The 14846-nt window shown below is 72.0% G+C and carries 18 protein-coding genes and 1 other RNA gene; 12 read left to right on the top strand and 7 right to left on the bottom strand.

Annotated features, from left to right (window positions below; translation table 11 throughout):
* Positions 1 to 39 precede the first annotated feature (39 nt).
* From U4E84_RS01840 to U4E84_RS01815, 6 genes are all read left to right on the top strand, one after another.
* The gene (locus tag U4E84_RS01840) at positions 40 to 831 is read left to right on the top strand and encodes a hypothetical protein (protein WP_322530393.1); all 792 of its coding nucleotides are present in this window, start codon (positions 40 to 42) and stop codon (positions 829 to 831) included.
* A 43-nt stretch (positions 832 to 874) separates the two neighbouring features.
* Positions 875 to 1381 (top strand): DUF5797 family protein, encoded by a 507-nt coding sequence (locus tag U4E84_RS01835; RefSeq protein WP_322530392.1) that lies wholly within the window; start codon positions 875 to 877, stop codon positions 1379 to 1381.
* A 104-nt stretch (positions 1382 to 1485) separates the two neighbouring features.
* Positions 1486 to 2565: a glutamate--cysteine ligase gene (locus U4E84_RS01830; RefSeq protein ID WP_322530391.1), complete on the top strand. Its 1080-nt coding sequence runs from the start codon at positions 1486 to 1488 to the stop codon at positions 2563 to 2565.
* 97 nt (positions 2566 to 2662) lie between these two features.
* On the top strand, positions 2663 to 3304 hold the full coding sequence (locus tag U4E84_RS01825; protein WP_322530390.1) for a winged helix-turn-helix domain-containing protein: 642 nt from the start codon (positions 2663 to 2665) through the stop codon (positions 3302 to 3304).
* Positions 3305 to 3384: 80 nt separating this feature from the next.
* On the top strand, positions 3385 to 3879 hold the full coding sequence (locus U4E84_RS01820; RefSeq protein ID WP_322530389.1) for a phosphopantetheine adenylyltransferase: 495 nt from the start codon (positions 3385 to 3387) through the stop codon (positions 3877 to 3879).
* Complete coding sequence (locus tag U4E84_RS01815) at positions 3876 to 4379, top strand: hypothetical protein (protein WP_322530388.1); 504 nt, start codon at positions 3876 to 3878, stop codon at positions 4377 to 4379. The genes U4E84_RS01820 and U4E84_RS01815 overlap by 4 nt, the downstream gene beginning before the upstream one ends.
* Positions 4380 to 4437: 58 nt before the next feature.
* Here U4E84_RS01815 and U4E84_RS01810 read toward each other — a convergent pair whose 3' ends face one another.
* The 5 genes from U4E84_RS01810 to U4E84_RS01790 all read right to left on the bottom strand — a co-directional run bounded on the left by U4E84_RS01810 (position 4438) and on the right by U4E84_RS01790 (position 7596).
* Complete coding sequence (locus U4E84_RS01810) at positions 4438 to 5886, bottom strand: FAD-dependent oxidoreductase (RefSeq protein ID WP_322530387.1); 1449 nt, start codon at positions 5884 to 5886, stop codon at positions 4438 to 4440.
* 96 nt (positions 5887 to 5982) lie between these two features.
* On the bottom strand, positions 5983 to 6441 hold the full coding sequence (locus U4E84_RS01805) for an RNA-binding protein (protein ID WP_322530386.1): 459 nt from the start codon (positions 6439 to 6441) through the stop codon (positions 5983 to 5985).
* A gap of 22 nt (positions 6442 to 6463) precedes the next feature.
* On the bottom strand, positions 6464 to 6652 hold the full coding sequence (locus tag U4E84_RS01800; protein ID WP_322530385.1) for a DUF1918 domain-containing protein: 189 nt from the start codon (positions 6650 to 6652) through the stop codon (positions 6464 to 6466).
* An 82-nt stretch (positions 6653 to 6734) separates the two neighbouring features.
* Positions 6735 to 7316, bottom strand: coding sequence for a hypothetical protein (locus tag U4E84_RS01795; protein WP_322530384.1), 582 nt, complete (start codon positions 7314 to 7316; stop codon positions 6735 to 6737).
* Between the two features lie 85 nt (positions 7317 to 7401).
* Positions 7402 to 7596 (bottom strand): methytransferase partner Trm112, encoded by a 195-nt coding sequence (locus U4E84_RS01790; RefSeq protein ID WP_322530383.1) that lies wholly within the window; start codon positions 7594 to 7596, stop codon positions 7402 to 7404.
* A gap of 136 nt (positions 7597 to 7732) precedes the next feature.
* On the opposite strand from U4E84_RS01790, the gene U4E84_RS01785 reads away from it, so the two are divergent.
* Positions 7733 to 8011: a ribonuclease P gene (locus U4E84_RS01785; protein ID WP_322530382.1), complete on the top strand. Its 279-nt coding sequence runs from the start codon at positions 7733 to 7735 to the stop codon at positions 8009 to 8011.
* A gap of 125 nt (positions 8012 to 8136) precedes the next feature.
* A complete protein-coding gene (locus U4E84_RS01780; RefSeq protein WP_322530381.1) occupies positions 8137 to 9162 on the top strand; it encodes an aldo/keto reductase in 1026 nt (341 codons plus the stop codon).
* A 24-nt stretch (positions 9163 to 9186) separates the two neighbouring features.
* Here U4E84_RS01780 and U4E84_RS01775 read toward each other — a convergent pair whose 3' ends face one another.
* Positions 9187 to 9645, bottom strand: coding sequence for a hypothetical protein (locus tag U4E84_RS01775; protein ID WP_322530380.1), 459 nt, complete (start codon positions 9643 to 9645; stop codon positions 9187 to 9189).
* A 131-nt stretch (positions 9646 to 9776) separates the two neighbouring features.
* On the opposite strand from U4E84_RS01775, the gene U4E84_RS01770 reads away from it, so the two are divergent.
* Positions 9777 to 10190 (top strand): hypothetical protein, encoded by a 414-nt coding sequence (locus U4E84_RS01770; RefSeq protein ID WP_322530379.1) that lies wholly within the window; start codon positions 9777 to 9779, stop codon positions 10188 to 10190.
* 49 nt (positions 10191 to 10239) lie between these two features.
* Positions 10240 to 10551, top strand: an RNA gene (gene ffs, locus U4E84_RS01765) — signal recognition particle sRNA.
* Positions 10552 to 11015: 464 nt separating this feature from the next.
* Here the strand turns inward: ffs and U4E84_RS01760 are convergent.
* The gene (locus U4E84_RS01760) at positions 11016 to 12581 is read right to left on the bottom strand and encodes a hypothetical protein (RefSeq protein WP_322530378.1); all 1566 of its coding nucleotides are present in this window, start codon (positions 12579 to 12581) and stop codon (positions 11016 to 11018) included.
* A gap of 147 nt (positions 12582 to 12728) precedes the next feature.
* Here U4E84_RS01760 and ligA point away from each other — a divergent pair, with 147 nt between their 5' ends.
* Together ligA and U4E84_RS01750 are read left to right on the top strand one after the other, a co-directional pair.
* Positions 12729 to 14552 (top strand): ATP-dependent DNA ligase LigA, encoded by a 1824-nt coding sequence (gene ligA, locus U4E84_RS01755; RefSeq protein WP_322530377.1) that lies wholly within the window; start codon positions 12729 to 12731, stop codon positions 14550 to 14552.
* Between the two features lie 91 nt (positions 14553 to 14643).
* Positions 14644 to 14846 (top strand): MBL fold metallo-hydrolase (locus tag U4E84_RS01750; protein WP_322530376.1); only part of this gene is annotated, 203 nt, incomplete at its 3' end.

Genomic DNA, 14846 nt, shown 5'->3' with positions numbered 1-14846 from the left:
GGTCGGTTATGTGCCTCCCGTCCCTTCCCCCGAGCGCGTATGACCGAAACCGAATCCACGACGGACGCGTTCGATCGCGACGCCGTTCGCTCCGCCAGCCGGGTCGCCATCGCGGCGCTCGCGCTGGTGGGCGTGTCGTACCTGTTCACGCTGCTTCCGGGCGTCGACCGCTTGGTCCCGCTGACGCCGGTTACCTTCGCCGCGGTCGCCAGCGCGGTGGTGACGGCCGCGGTCGTGGCGCTCCTCCTGTACGCCGCGCCGAAGGTCGCCTCGCTGACGCGCGCGGCCCTCCACCGGACCGACGCCGCGATCCACGTCGAGCGGATCGCGGAGAACGGCGGCGCCATGGCGCACTGGCTCGTCGTGCTCGCGGCCGTCCTGGTCGCGCACCGCGGGTTCGCGGGCGTCGTCGTGCCGCTGATCGACGGGTTCGCGTGGGCGTACGACGCCGCCTTCCTGGTCGCGTCGTTCGTCCCGCTCGTGTTCGTCGTCGCGCGGCTGACCGTGACGGTCGACCCGCTCTCTGAGGTCGTCGCGGACCGCGTCGCCGGCAGCGAGTCCGCCGACGAGACGGACCACGACGCGGCCGCACCCGACGCTCAGCCGGCCGGCGGCGACCCGGACGACTCGGCGGCCGCGAGCCCCCCTGGCGACGACGAATCGCTCGCCGGCTCGGTCGACGACCGCTGGTCCGCGGCCGGCGGCGAGAAGAGCGGCACGACCGGCGACGCGACCGACGACGCGACAGGCGGCGACGCGACAGACCGTGACGCGACAGACCGTGACGCGACAGACCGTGACGCGACAGACCGCGACGCGGCTGGCTCCTGACGCGATCCGGAACGTCCATACCCACTCCGTCGAACGGGCACGTATGGCGCTGACCGACGAGGAGCGGAGCCGGCTCGCCGACATCGTCCGGCTCCAGCCGACGAAGAACGGCGAGCTGCAGGAGGCGTGGGGGCTCGACAGCGGCAGCGAGGTCCATCAGTACCTGCAGAACCACCTCGAGGAGTACTACTACCGCGACGACGACAGCCTGATCCGGTCGACGGCCGAGGCGAACGACCTCGTCGACGTCGAGCCCGGGATCGAGGCGGACGCGGTGGCGAAGGGCGACGCGCCGGAGGCGATCCGCGTCCCCGAGCTGGTCGCGCAGGTGTTCGAGGTCGTCGCGGGCCCCGACGAGCGCTCGCAGTCGGTCGTCAGCGTGCTCAACGCGGTCCGCGAGGCGTTCGGCGTCGACCCCGAGGTGGACGAGGTGCGGCGCGCGCTCCGGACCCTCGAACGCAAGAACGTGGTCGAGGTCGTCTACCGCACCGTCCCGACGTTCAGGCTCGCCGTCGAGCGCGACGAGATAACGGTCGAAGTGAGCGAGTAGCCACGCGCCCGGAAGTGAGCGAGTAGCCACGCGTCCGGCGTCGACACCGGCGCTCCGGTTGGGTTCCAATCGATATAAGAACGGGGGGACGAAACGGAGGGACAATGGATCTCGGTTCGCGAGACGCGTTCGCCCGGATGGGGACCCTGGGCATCGAAGAGGAGTTCTACATCGTCGATGCCGACGGCCGCCCGACGTCCGGAACCGACGACCTCGTGTACGGCCGGGACCCGCCGAGCGAGGTGCCGGAAGGGTTCGACCACGAGCTGTTCAAGTGCACCATCGAGGCGCAGACGGAGCGCATCGAGGACCCGGCCGACGCCGAGGACGCGCTCTCGACGGTGCGGGGGGCGCTCGTCGACCACGCGGCCGCCGACGGCTACCGGATCGCCGCCGCGGGGCTCCACCCGGCGGCGAAGTGGCGGGAGCTGGACCACGTCGAGAAGCCGCGGTACACGTCGCAGCTCGACCGCATTCAGTACCCGCAACACCGCAACACCACGGCGGGGCTCCACGTCCACGTCGGCGTCGACGACGCGGACAAGGCGGTGGCGGTCGCCAACCGGCTCCGCTGGCACGCGCCGGTGCTGCTCGCGCTGTCCGCGAACTCCCCGTACTGGAACGGCTTCGACACGGGGCTGGCGTCGGCCCGCGCGAAGGTGTTCGAAAACCTCCCGAACACCGGAATCCCCTCGGCGTTCGACGACTTCGACGCCTTCCAGCGATACGAGCGCCGGATGGTCGAGACGGGCTCCATCGCCGACCGCGGCGAGCTCTGGTTCGACGTGCGCCCCCACACCGGTCACGGCACGGTCGAGGTGCGTTCGCCGGACGCCCAGCGCGACCCCGCGGTCACCCTCGCGCTGGTCGAGTACGTCCACGCGCTCGTGTGCGACTACGCCGAGCGCTACGAGGACGGCGAGTCCGCGCCGGCGCTCCGCCGCGAGCTCTTAGACGAGAACAAGTGGCGCGCGATCCGCCACGGTCACGACGCCGCCTTCGTCGACCGCAGCGGCGAGGAGACCGTCTCGCTCGGCGAGGTCGTCGACCGCGAGTGCGACCGGCTCGGGGTCTCCGGGATCCGCGAGGTGTACGAGGCCGAGAGCGGCAGCGAGCGCCAGCGGCGCCTCCGAGTGGAGTCCGGACTCGACGCGCTGTGTGCGGACCTGATCCTGTCGCCGTAAGGGGGAACGGGGCCGACGGGTCGTCCGATCGCCCCGAGTTCCGTCGGAACAGAAGCGACGAGAAACGCTTTTGGGCGCGCGGACCCCACTCTCGACCATGACCAGCGACGAGTTCGACGACGACCCCGCCGCCGATTCCGACGACGGCGGCCGTCTCGAGTCGGAGGAGGGAGGAGACGAGTCGCCGACCGAGCGGACCCGCGAGGAGCTTCGCAAGACGAAAGAGCGGCTCGGGGAGGGCGCCGACAGGGCGGTGAAGGGGTTCGACGACAACGTCGTCGACCTGCTGGCGTGGCTGCTCGACACCGAGACGCGGGCCCGGATCTACGTCTATCTGCGAGACAACCCGAAGAGCACGAGCGACGAGATCGCCGACGGGACCGGGCTCTACCCGAGCACCGTCCGCGAGGCGCTCGCGGAGCTGCACGACGAGGGGACCGTCGACCGCGAGAAGCGCGAGGCGAGCGGCGCCGGCAACAACCCCTACGAGTACGAGGCGATCGCGCCGAGCGACCTGGTCAGGGGCGTCGTCGGCGACGTTCAGCGCGAGCTGAACGCCGTCTTCAACCTCGACCGCCGGCTCGGCGGAGAGTCTCCCGACGGCGACGCGGAACCGGTGCACATCTCCGTGGGTGACGACGATGGTGAAGGGACGAGCGCCGAGGACGAAGGCGAGCACGAGCCCGACGACGAGGGCGAATCCAGCGGCGGAGACGCGTCTGACGACGAGGGGCGATAACCCGACGACGAGGGGCGATAACCCGACGTCGACGGTCCAGCTTCGCGACAATTTAAGTTCCGCCCGCGCAACCGATCGTCATGAACGTCGCGCTTGGTGGCACGTTCGATCCCGTTCACGACGGCCACCGGAAGCTGTTCGAACGGGCGTTCGAGCTGGGGGACGTGACCGTCGGACTCACCTCCGACGAACTCGCGCCGGAGACCCGACACGTCGAGCGCTACGTCCGCCCGTACGAGCGCCGCAAGCGCGACCTCGAGGCCGAGCTCGCCCCGCTGGCCGAGGCGCACGGACGGGAGTTCTCGGTCCGCGAGCTCACCGAGCCGACGGGCATCGCCGTCGAGCCCGAGTTCGACGCGCTGATTGTCTCTCCCGAGACGAAGGCGGGCGGGGATCGGATCAACGAGATACGCCGCGACCGGGGTCACGATCCCCTCGACCTCGTCGTGGTCGATCACGTCCCGGCCGAGGACGGCGAGCGCATCTCCTCGACCCGCATCGTCGCCGGCGAGATCGACGAACACGGTAACCTCACGCCCGACCGCGAAGGTCGCGGCGCGACGCGCCCAGAATGACGACCAGTCGCCTCGCCGGCGTCGCGCTCGGGGAGACGGGGTTCGAGCGCGCGGCCGTCTGGAGCGCCGTCGGCTTCGCCGTCTCGTACGTCGCGTTCGACGTCGTCGCGCTCGGCGCCGCAGTCACGAGCGGAACCGTCCCCGACGTCGCCGCCTCGGTCGCCGCGACCCTCGCCGCGGTGACCGCGGTTGGCACGGCCGCGTTCGCCGCGGTCGGCGCCGGCGCACTCCCCGTGGTGCTGCTCGCCTACGGCCCCCTCGCGGCCGTGCTCCTGCGAACCATCGGACCGGCGCCCTACGCGGTCCCCCTCAGCGACCCCCTCCCGTTCGCGGTCGCGGTCGCCGAGCCCCTCGGCGTCGCCCTCGCGGCCGCGGTCGCGGTCGGGCTGGCGGGATACGCGGCGGGTCGGGTCGTCGCCGGCGCCGGCGGCGAAGGCGACGGCGGAACGGCCGAGTCGTCCGCCGCCACCGCGAACGGAGACGCCGACGCGAGCGACTGACGCGAACACAGGCACGAACCCCGGACGCGAAGACTGACCGACCGACGAAGCCGAACCGCTACTCCTCGTCCAGCGTCCCGTTGAGCACCTTCGCCGCGACCAGGACCGGGTCCCACACGGGGCTGAACGGGGGCGCGTACGCCAGGTCGAGCCGCTCTATCTCGGGGAGGGTCATGTCGGCGTCCAGCGCGGTCGCGAGCGTGTCGATCCGGATCGCGGCGCGGTCGGGACCGACGATGCTCCCCCCGAGCAGCCGCTCCGAGTCGCGGTCGGCGACGAGCGTCACGTCGGTCGGAGCCGCACCGGGGTAGTAGCCCGACCGGGAGCCGGCGGTGACCGTCTCGCGAACCGGGTCGAAGCCGGCCTCGCGGGCCGCCTCGTCCTCGACGAGGCCGACGCGACCCGCCTCCATCTCGAACGCCTTCACGACCGCGGTTCCGGCGATGTCGCCCACCCGCGAGGGGTCGCCCGCGACGGTGGCGCCGATCGCCCGCCCGGCGCGGTTCGCCGTGAGCCCGAGCGGCATCCACGCGACCGCGCCGGTGACGGTGTGTCTTGCGGTCGCGCAGTCGCCGGCGGCGTACACGTCCGGGAGGCTCGTCCGACCGTACTCGTCGGTGCGGATCGCGCCGCCCGGCCCGACCCCGACGCCGGTCCCGGCGAGCAGCTCCGTGTTCGGTTCGATACCCACGCCGACGATCGCGAGGTCGACGGGGAGGTCCTCGGCGCCGTCGCCCCCGTCCCCGCCGAACGTCACCGCCTCGATCCGGTCGTCGCCGACGAGGGCGTCGACGGGGGTCCCCGTGTGGACCGTCACGCCCGCCTCGACGAGCGCCGACTCGACGCGCTCGCCGACCGCCTCGCCGAACGGCGGGAGCAGGTGCGCGGAGCGCTGGAAGAGGTGGACGTCGAGCCCGCGGCCGACGAGCGCCTCGGCGGTCTCGACGCCGACGTAGCCGCCGCCGACGATCGCCGCCGTCTCGGGGGCCGGCATGGCGGCGTTGCGCTCGACGCGCTCGCGGTCGACGGCGCTGACGTCGGCGCGGGCCGGGTCGTACGCGTCCGGCTCGGCGACGTAGGCGTCGATCGCGGCCGCGGCGTCCATGTGGTGGAGGGTGAACGCGCCGTCGATCCCGCGCACGTCGAACGGGCCGGTCGTCGCGCGCCCGCCGGTCGCGACGAGGAGGGCGTCGTACGGCTGATCGAGCGAGTCGCCGTCGGCGGTCTCGACCGCGACCGTCTTCGCGTCGGGGTCGACGGCGACGACCTCGTGGTCGCGCCGGAGGTCGATCCCGCGCTCGTCGACCTCGCTCGGGGACAGCGAGAGGAGGTCAGACATCCGCTCGACGCGGCCCTCGATGAAGTACGGCATCCCGCAGTAGGCGTAGGAGATCCACCGGCCCTTCTCGAAGACGATGACCTCGCTGTCGGGGGCCTCCCGGCGGAACTTGCTGGCGGCGCTGAGGCCGGCCGCGTCGGCACCGACGACGACGAAGGGGTCGGACATGGACGCACCGACGGCGGGAGGTCACAAAAAGGCACGCTGGCGGTGCGGAGCGCGCGCCTCGTCGGAGAGCGTCGACTGCGGTGCGACGCCGGCCGGTTACGCGTCGCCGTCGGGGTCGTCGGGGTCGTCGGCCAGCCGCGCCAGCGTCTCGCGGGCGTTCTCGACGGCCGCCGCCTTCTTCGCCGGGTACGCCTCGACCTTGGCGCGGACGGTGATCCCGGGGCCGAGCCGGACCTCGCCGCGGAACGCGGCCTGCTTGTCGACCCGGAGGAACAGCGCGCAGTTGTCGTCGACGCGCTGGTCGAGCTCGTCGATCACGCGGTCGACGTCGTCGAGGTCGGCGAGCGCGTCGAGGACGTGGCGCATCCCGTCGGCGTTCTCGATCCGCGCGGAGAGGACGACGATGCGGTCGCCGTGGTGGCCGACGTTCTCGACGCGGTCCAGCTCGGCGTCCTCGGGAAGGAACGTGCGGAGGGCGTCCGCGACCCGCTTCTCGTCCTCGGTGGCGTACGCGAACGCCCGGAGGTCGACGTAGTGGAAGGGGACTGTGGGCATGCGGGTCGGGAAAAGGGGTCGGTTACTCCTCGCTCTCGACGAGGTCGAGCGCGTCCTCCGGGACGCCCGTCTCCTGCCCGTCCTCGAAGCTGACGGTGTAGGTGGCGTCGCCGAACATCGTCTCCATCACCTGCGTGATCGTCCCCGCCTCGCCGTCGTACTCGCTGTGTTTGTCGTGGAGCACGACCTCGTCTTCCTTCTCGAAGCTCATGGGCTCTCGTTCCGGTGGGACGGTTAAAAGCTCGCGGATCCGGAGCGGCGAAGCGCGAACGAGCCGACCCGGTTCCCGACGGTCACGCCGCCGCGAGCAGCACGGCGGCCAGCGACACGACCAGGACGACGCCGACCGCGACGGAGACGAGCGCGCTGTCGACCGCGAGCGCGATCGCGACTCCGACGGCGACCGCGACGAAGCCGAGGACCGCCGCCGGGAGCCCGCCTCGCTGGACCAGCCGATCGACGGCGTTCGCGGCGCGCTGTGCGGGCGGGACCTCCGGCGGCCGCTCCGGCGGCTTCGCGAGCGCCTCGTCGACGACGACCTCCTCGCGGGCGGCCTCCGGCGGCGGGTCGAGCCGCACGTCGACGTACCGCGTGTTCGACCCGTAACCGGTGACAATCTTCAGCTTCCCGCGGACCGGCTCCTCGACGTCGGCGACGGCGACGTGAACCCGTCTGGTCGACTCGTCGTCGACGAAGTGGTTCGCCTCGTCGATCGCGCAGACCCGGTCGAGCGCCTCGTCGAAGTGGAGGTGGACGTGCGTCGATCGACCGAGGTTCTCGAGCGCGATCGAGAACGGACCCGTCGCTTCGAACCGATCGGGTGCCCCGATCGCGTGAACGGCGTCCCCGTTCAGTTCGAGGGAGAGTGTCGGCACGTATGGGTCGACGAACTCACACTAAAAAAAGATGCAGTACGATCGCGGGCCGACGCGACGCCGCGCGGCGCGGTGCGACCCGCAACTAGGCGCTCGCTTCGCCTCGCATGTCCGGCGGCAGGAGGTTCGGGATCCCGTCTTCGATCGGATAGGTCTCCCCGCAGTCGGTGCACGTGAGGGTGCCGGCGAGGATCTCCTCGTCGTCCCGCTCGTCGACGTCCAGGTCGAGATCGGCCTTGTCGAGCGGGCAGCAGACGACGTCCATCAAGGATTCCTTCATACCACCGCGTTCGCGAGGACCGGTAAAAAAGCGTGCGGCTCTGGCTCGGCGGGGCGAGCGCGGCGACCGGCGGGCCCTCCCCTCGGTCCGCCGATCGATGACAACGGCTTTGCCGGTCCGCCGCGCTCGACGACGTATGGGGATCCCGTCGGAACGGATCGAGCGGCTGTCGACGCTCGCCCGCGAGGCGGTCGTCGACGGCGAGTACGACCGCTCTCGCGAGTACGTCGCGCTCGCACGCCGGATCGCAGAGCGGAACCGGTGCGGCCTCCCCGCCGAGTTCTCCCGGCGCACCTGCGACGACTGCGACGTGTACCTCCGTCCGGGGAAGACGAGCCGCGTCCGGCTCCGCCCCGGCCGCGTCGTGGTCCGCTGCCGCGAGTGCGGGTCGACGGCGCGGTACCCGTTCGACTGACGGGCAGGGGCTCCGTCGCCCAGCCCTCACGTCGTGATGCCGCCCAGCCCTCACGTCGTGACGCCGCCCCGCCGCGGTCCGCCGCCGGCGACACGCTTTATCATCCGGCGACGAGAGGGGCGCGTATGGACTATCGACGGCTCGGCAACACCGGACTGCGCGTCTCGGAGCTCTGCTTCGGGACGTGGCGCTTCGGGCGGGAGACGAACGGCGTCGTCGAGACGGGCCGCGAGGAAGCCCACGAACTGCTCGACGCGGCCGCCGACCACGGGATCAACTTCGTCGACACCGCCAACGTGTACGGGACGCCGCACGGGACGAGCGAGGAGTACGTCGGCGAGTGGCTCGCGGAGCGCGACCGCGAGGACTACGTGATCGCCTCGAAGGTGTACTTCCCGTTCGACGGGCGCGGCGAGCCCGGCCCCAACGACTCGGGACTCGGGCGCAAGCACGTCCGCGCGCAGGTCGAGGGCACCCTCGACCGCCTCGACACCGACTACCTCGACGTCTACTACATCCACCGCTGGGACGAGGCGACGCCGATCGAGGAGACGATGCGCGTCCTCGACGAGCTCGTCTCGGAGGGGACGGTCCACTACCTCGGCGCGTCGACGATGGCGGCCTGGCAGCTGACGAAGGCGCTGTGGACCGCCGACGCCAACGACTACGCCCGGTTCGACGTGGTCCAGCCGCTCCACCACGCGGGCTACTACGAGGACGTCAAGGAGTACCTCGACGTCTGCGTCGACCAGGACATCGCCGTCTGCCCGTACTCCCCGCTCGCCGGCGGGTTCCTCACCGGGAAGTACGAGCGCGCCGACCCGGACGACCCCGAGACGGTGATCGCGCCGGACGGCTCGCGCGCCAGCTTCGACGACCGCTTCGAGCGGTTCTACCTCTCCGAGCGCGGCTGGGAGGTGCTCGACGCGGTCCGCGAGGTCGCCGCCGAGCTCGACGCGACCCCCGCGCAGGTCGCGCTCGCGTGGCTCACGGAGTGGGACGAGTTCACCTGCGTCCCCATCGTCGGCGCGCGAACGACGGACCAGCTGGCCGAGAACGTCGCCGCGGCCGACCTCGACCTGTCCGACGGGCAGTGGGACCGGATCATGGACGCGCGGTACGCGCCGGACGGGACGCTCTGGGGACACTAACCGGGAGAAACGGAGGAATCCGCGCTACGCCTCGAAGTCGGGGAGGTCGTCCGGCGCCTCGAACTCCGCCTCCCAGTCGATGTACTCCGCTTTGAGCGTCTCACAGACGATCTGGCCGAGCTCCGTGAGCCCCGCGTTGATCGCCGAGACCGTTCCCCACGAGTCGAGGTCGGGGTGGAGGTCTCGCTCCTTCCAGTCCTCCGGGAGCCCGGGGGCGTGGTAGCCGACGCGGTCCGCGAAGTCGTCCCAGAAGAAGTCGAACCGGGAGACCAGCCCGAGGTCGACGGCGATCCGCCAGTCGGACTCGTCCATGTCGCTGCCGGCCGCCCACTCCTCGAAGGCGTCCTCCCACGCCCCCTCGCGGAGGAGCGCCTCCAGCTCGTCGCGGCGGTACTCGCCGCCGGCGACCTCCGCGTCCTCGTACTCGTTCGGGTCCACGGCGGCGAGTTCGGGCGGCTCCGGCGGGTCGACGTCGAGGCTCATGCGTCTCCCTCCGGGCCGGCGACTCAAAACGGTACGGGAGCCGGGTCGGCGGCGCGGTGGCGCGGCGGGAGGGGTCGTCCGGTCGCCGCCGATCCGATTCTTTTACCGCGGTTCCGGACGGACGACCGGGTATGGACCTTCGCGACGTCTCGCGCCGGGTGGGGATCGCCGCCGCCGTCGCCACCGTGCTCGTGCTCGGAGCCCCGTACGCGATCATCTCGGGACCGGAGTACGCGACACAGCTCGCCGACTACTACGCGTCCGGGGTCGTCGGCGCCGCCGGAATCGCGCTGTTCGCGCTGCTGAGCGCGGTCGTCGTCGCCTCCGTCGAGCGGGGGAACCTCGACCCCGGAACGCTCGCCGGCGTCGCGGTCGTGCTCGGTATCGCGACGGCCCTGAGCGCGGCGGGCTGGGCGGCGGCGATCGAGCCGAGCCCCGTGTTCCGCGACAACCTCTGGCTGGTGTGGCACCCGCGCGTCGTCGTGGCGCTGTCCGCCCTCGTGCCGCTCTCCGCCGGGGTGTACGCCCGCGAGCTGTTGACGTAGGGTGCGAGTCGACGAACGAAAGGCCCTTATGCCGCACCCGAGTATCGTCGAACGGACTAGGTCGGGCGGTTAGGCCCCGCTCGTCACCCGCGAGGTAGTCTTCAGCGGGGACCGAACAGCGGGCGCGTCCGGTCAGACCGGCGCGGGCCCCGAGAGCCAACGTGGAAGCCTCGTCCGCCGGGGACAGCGGTCCGTGGCGCCCGCTCGCAGGAGCGGTCCGTCGCGGTTCGTCGGCGACACCGGGTCAGGCGCGGAAGCGAGCAGCCCACCGCCGAACGCCCGTCGCTCGTCGGGTCGCGGGGTGGAGAAGGCAATCGGGATACCCCGTGCCGGAACGCCGGGCAACCCCGCCCGTCCGCCATTCATACGCGTTTTCGCTCGGTGAGCGACGGCCGTACGTACTCGATCGAGTTCGAGGGTTTTCCGACGTGTCGAGTGCTCGTTTATAAGTGGCTGACAGACCAGTGACGAACACCTCCGAAGCCCCAGCCGCTCATTTATAAACGGTTGCTGGTGGATCGACGGCAAACGCCTCCAAAGCCCCAGCCGCGAGGACTCGCGCGACTCGCTGCGCGCTTCGGTCGTTCACTCCGTTCGCTCCCTGCAGTGCTTGCATCGCCGTGCGTCGCCCTCGCGGCTGCCCCTTTGAGTCCCGCCCAGCACCGCCACCGCACCTCACGCCTCCCCAGCCTCGTCGGTGGTCCTCCGCTTCGCTCCGGACCACCGACTCCCTCGCGCCGTCGGCTCGCGCCCCTGCGGGCCGCTCGCCGGGGCGCGCCGGAGTCGGTTAGTGAAATTTCCGCTGTCCGCTTTTATAAGATGAGTCTACTCCGCCTCGCCGCTGTCCTTCCACGCGGAGAACCCGCCCTCGACGAGCGTCTCCGACTGGCGGTCGATGTACTCGCGCTGCGTGTCGAGGACGGCGGTCTCGAAGTCGTCGCCGTCGTCGAGGCGCGCGCGGACCCGGTCGCGCTTCCAGCTCGCCGGCGTCGTTCGGTTCGCGACGCGCCACCGGAGCGGCGCGAGCCACGAGGCCGCTTCCTCCTCGGGGCAGCCGGCGGTCCGGAGCCCGGCCTCGGCGTGGTCGAGGAGGTCGGTGTACACCGCGTCGGTGTCGGTCGTGACCTCGCCGTCGTGCCCGACCCACTCGATCTCGGCGTCGAGGCCGTCGGTGACGGCGGCGTAGAAGTTCTCGCGGGCGGTCTCCCAGTCGAGCCCGATGACCGGGTGATCGCGCTGCGGGAGCGACTGCATCAGCCCGGCGAACGCCGCCTGGAAGGCGATCGAGTCGCGGACGGTGGGCTGGGCCGCGATGGGCCGGAACTCGATCCGGGCGTTCGCGCTCGACCGGCTCGCCCCCTCGAAGACGGGGCGGACCCACCGCCAGTAGCTGCCGTGTTTCGTCCGGAACGTCGCGAACTGGTCGTCGAAGCGGTCGGTCCCCGCGGGCTCGGGCATCGGGATCAGCGTCTCGTCGCCGGCGATGCGGTCGACCGCGGTCTCGACGTCGCGGAACTCCCGCGGGAACCGGACCTTGTCCTCGTCGGTCCGCTCGTTGAGCACCGACTCGAACACGTGGATCCGGTTCTCGGCGGCGCCCTCCTCGAGGACGCGCTCGCCGTCCCAGTCGTCGTCGTACAGGTCCGGCGGGAAGAAGGGGGAGTTGACGCCGAGCGCGAGCAGGGGACCCGCGATCCGGAGCGCGTACCGGAAGTGCCGCGGGAGCGTCTCGGCGTGCGCGACCTGGTAGTGCGGCTGAATCGACGTGATGAGGCTCTCCGGCATCACGGTGTCGGCCGACAGCGTGACCCCCGGCGCGTCGACGGTCGTCTCGCGCGCCGCGTCGCCCGCGTTCGCCATGGCGTGGTACCGGACCGAGTCACTCATGTTGACCGCGACGGTGACCCCGTCGACATCGACGCTGTCGGTGAGGTACCCGCGGGCCGTCTCGCCGGCCGGGGGGATCGTCCAGATCCCGTCGGAGACGAGCCGCATCCCCTCGACGCCGGCAGTATTCTCGGCGGCCTCCAGCCGCGCCCGCACCTCCGCGAGCTGCGCCCGGAGCCCGTGGTCCGAGAGGGGCTGCGGGCTCGTCGACATCTCGGCGTTGTGGAGCCCGAGCTCCTTCTCGAACCCCATCAGCTCCAGGAGCCTGCGGGGGACGCGCATCAGCGCGTACTCGCCCGCGCGCGACTCCTCGCTCCACCGGCCGTCGGCGACCGCGTAGAACTCGTACTCGAAGCCGACGATCGACTGGTGGTTGTCGAAGGCGCCGTCGCGGAGCGCCTGTTTGACGACCTCCGCCTCCTCCTCGGCGCGCACGGCGAACTCGTCCGGGTCGACGGCGAGCGCCTCGCGAACGCCGTCCGCGAGGTCGGAGTCGGTTCCCATGCGACGGTCGACGGGTCGGGCCGGCAAAAAGGCCTACGGCCGATCGGCGGCGTGGGGACGGTCGGCACGACGGGAGAGGGAGGCGACGAGCGACCGGTGCCGGGCGGGGACCGGCGCGCTTTTGCCCGCCGATCGCCGACGCCGCGTATGGAGTTCGCCACGTTCGCCGCGCGGGCGGAGCGGCTGGCGGCCGAGCCGGGCGACATCGAGACGACGGTCCGGGTTGCCGATCTGCTCTCGGCGGCCGGGGATCGTGAAGACGGGGACGACGGCGACGACCTCGAGACGGTGACGCGGTTCCTCCTCGGCCGCGTCTACCCGGCACACGACAGCCGGACGCTCGACGTCGGGCCGGCGCTGTGCCGGGAGGCGATCGCCCGCGCCGCGGGCCCGAACGTGACCGCCGCCGACGTGGAGGAACGGCTCGCGTCGGCGGGCGAGATCGGCGCGGTCGCCGCCGGCTTCGAGTTCGGCGGCCAGCGCGGCCTCGCGGCCTTCGGCGACGGACGCGCCGCGCTCACCGTCGCCGAGCTGGACGCGGCGCTGCGTGAGCTGGCGGCCGCGTCGGGCGACGGCAGCGAGTCGCGCAAGCTCGATGCGCTGTTCGGGCTGTTCAACCGGTGCGAGCCCGCCGAGGCGAAGGTGCTCGCGCGCCTGGTGCTCGGCGAGATGCGGCTCGGCGTCGGCGAGGGCACCGTTCGGGACGCGATCGCCGAGGCGTTCCTCGCGGATCCGACGGGAAACCCGGACGACGCGGAATCGGCGTCCGAAGCCGACGACGGGGCGACCCTCCGCGCTGAGGACGAGGCGGTCGCGGCGGTCGAGCGCGCGCTCCAGGTGACGAACGACTACGGCCGCGTCGCGACCCTTGCGCGCGACGAGGGGCTCGCCGGGCTCCGCGCGGAGGGACTCGTCGTCGGACGCCCGGTGCAGGCGATGCTCGCGCAGGCGGGGACCGCGGCCGACGCGGTCGAGTCGTTCGGCGAGGTCGCCGTCGAGACGAAGTTCGACGGGGCGCGCGTGCAGGTCCACTACGTGCCGGGGGGCGACGGCGAGTTCGGCGGCGACGAGGAGCCCGACGGCGACGGCCTCGGCCCGAAGCTCTACTCGCGGAACATGGACGACGTGACCGACGCGCTGCCGGAGGTCGTCGAGTACGTCGCGGACCGCGTCGACGTCCCGGTCATCCTCGACGGCGAGGTCGTCGCGGTCGACGACGCCGGCGACCCGCTCCCGTTCCAGGAGGTGTTGCGGCGGTTCCGCCGGAAACACGACGTCGACCGGATGCGCGAGGAGGTGTCGCTCCGGCTACACGCCTTCGACTGCCTCCACGCCGACGGCGCGGACCTGCTCGACGAGCCGCTTCGGGTCCGACACGACCGGCTCCGCGGGGTCCTCCCCGACGCGGCCGCGACGCTGGAGATCGCGACGGACGCGGCGGGGATCGCGGCGGCGGAGGCGGCCGCGCTCGACGCGGGCCACGAGGGCGTCATGCTGAAGCACCCGGACGCCCCGTACACGCCGGGCGACCGCGGGAAGGAGTGGCTGAAGCGCAAGCCCGACGTGGAGACGCTCGACGCGGTCGTCGTCGGCGCGGAGTGGGGCGAGGGGCGGCGCGCCGAGCTGTTCGGGACGTTCCTGCTGGGGGTGCGGACGGACGAGGCCCGCGAGGAGTTCGTCGCGATCGGCAAGGTCGCGACCGGTCTCACGGACGAGGCGCTCGCCGATCTCACCGACCGGCTGGAGCCGCACGTCACGAGCGAGGAGGGGACGGAGATCGGGATCCGACCCGCGGTCGTCCTGGAGGTCGGCTACGAGGAGATTCAGACGTCGCCGACGTACTCGTCGGGGTACGCGCTGCGGTTCCCCCGGTTCGTCGGCGTTCGCGAGGACAAGTCGGTCGCGGACGCCGACTCGCTGGAGCGGGTCGCGCGGCTCGCGGGCGACGCGGGCGAGCGCCCCTCGACGTAAGCGTGGGACCTGAGCCGAGGCCACCCGTCGCGGCGGACCCGTTCGAACCCCCATAGCCACCCTCAAGGCGCCGGCGACCGGAAGGGAAGCCATGACGGTCCATTACGACGGCTTCGCGGTGGAGTGGCTCGGCTACGCGACGGCGCGGCTGGAACCGGCGAGCGGCCCCGTCGCCTACACCGACCCCGGGCGGTACGGGGTCCTCGACGACTACTGGGCGCGCGACGGCGACCTCGTGGTGGTCACCCACGATCACCACTACGACCCCGAGGGGATCCGGTCGGTCGCGAGCGA

This window comes from Halorubrum sp. AD140 (assembly GCF_034497445.1).
Lineage (GTDB): Archaea > Halobacteriota > Halobacteria > Halobacteriales > Haloferacaceae > Halorubrum.
This window is presented reverse-complemented; position numbering and strand designations above follow the sequence as displayed.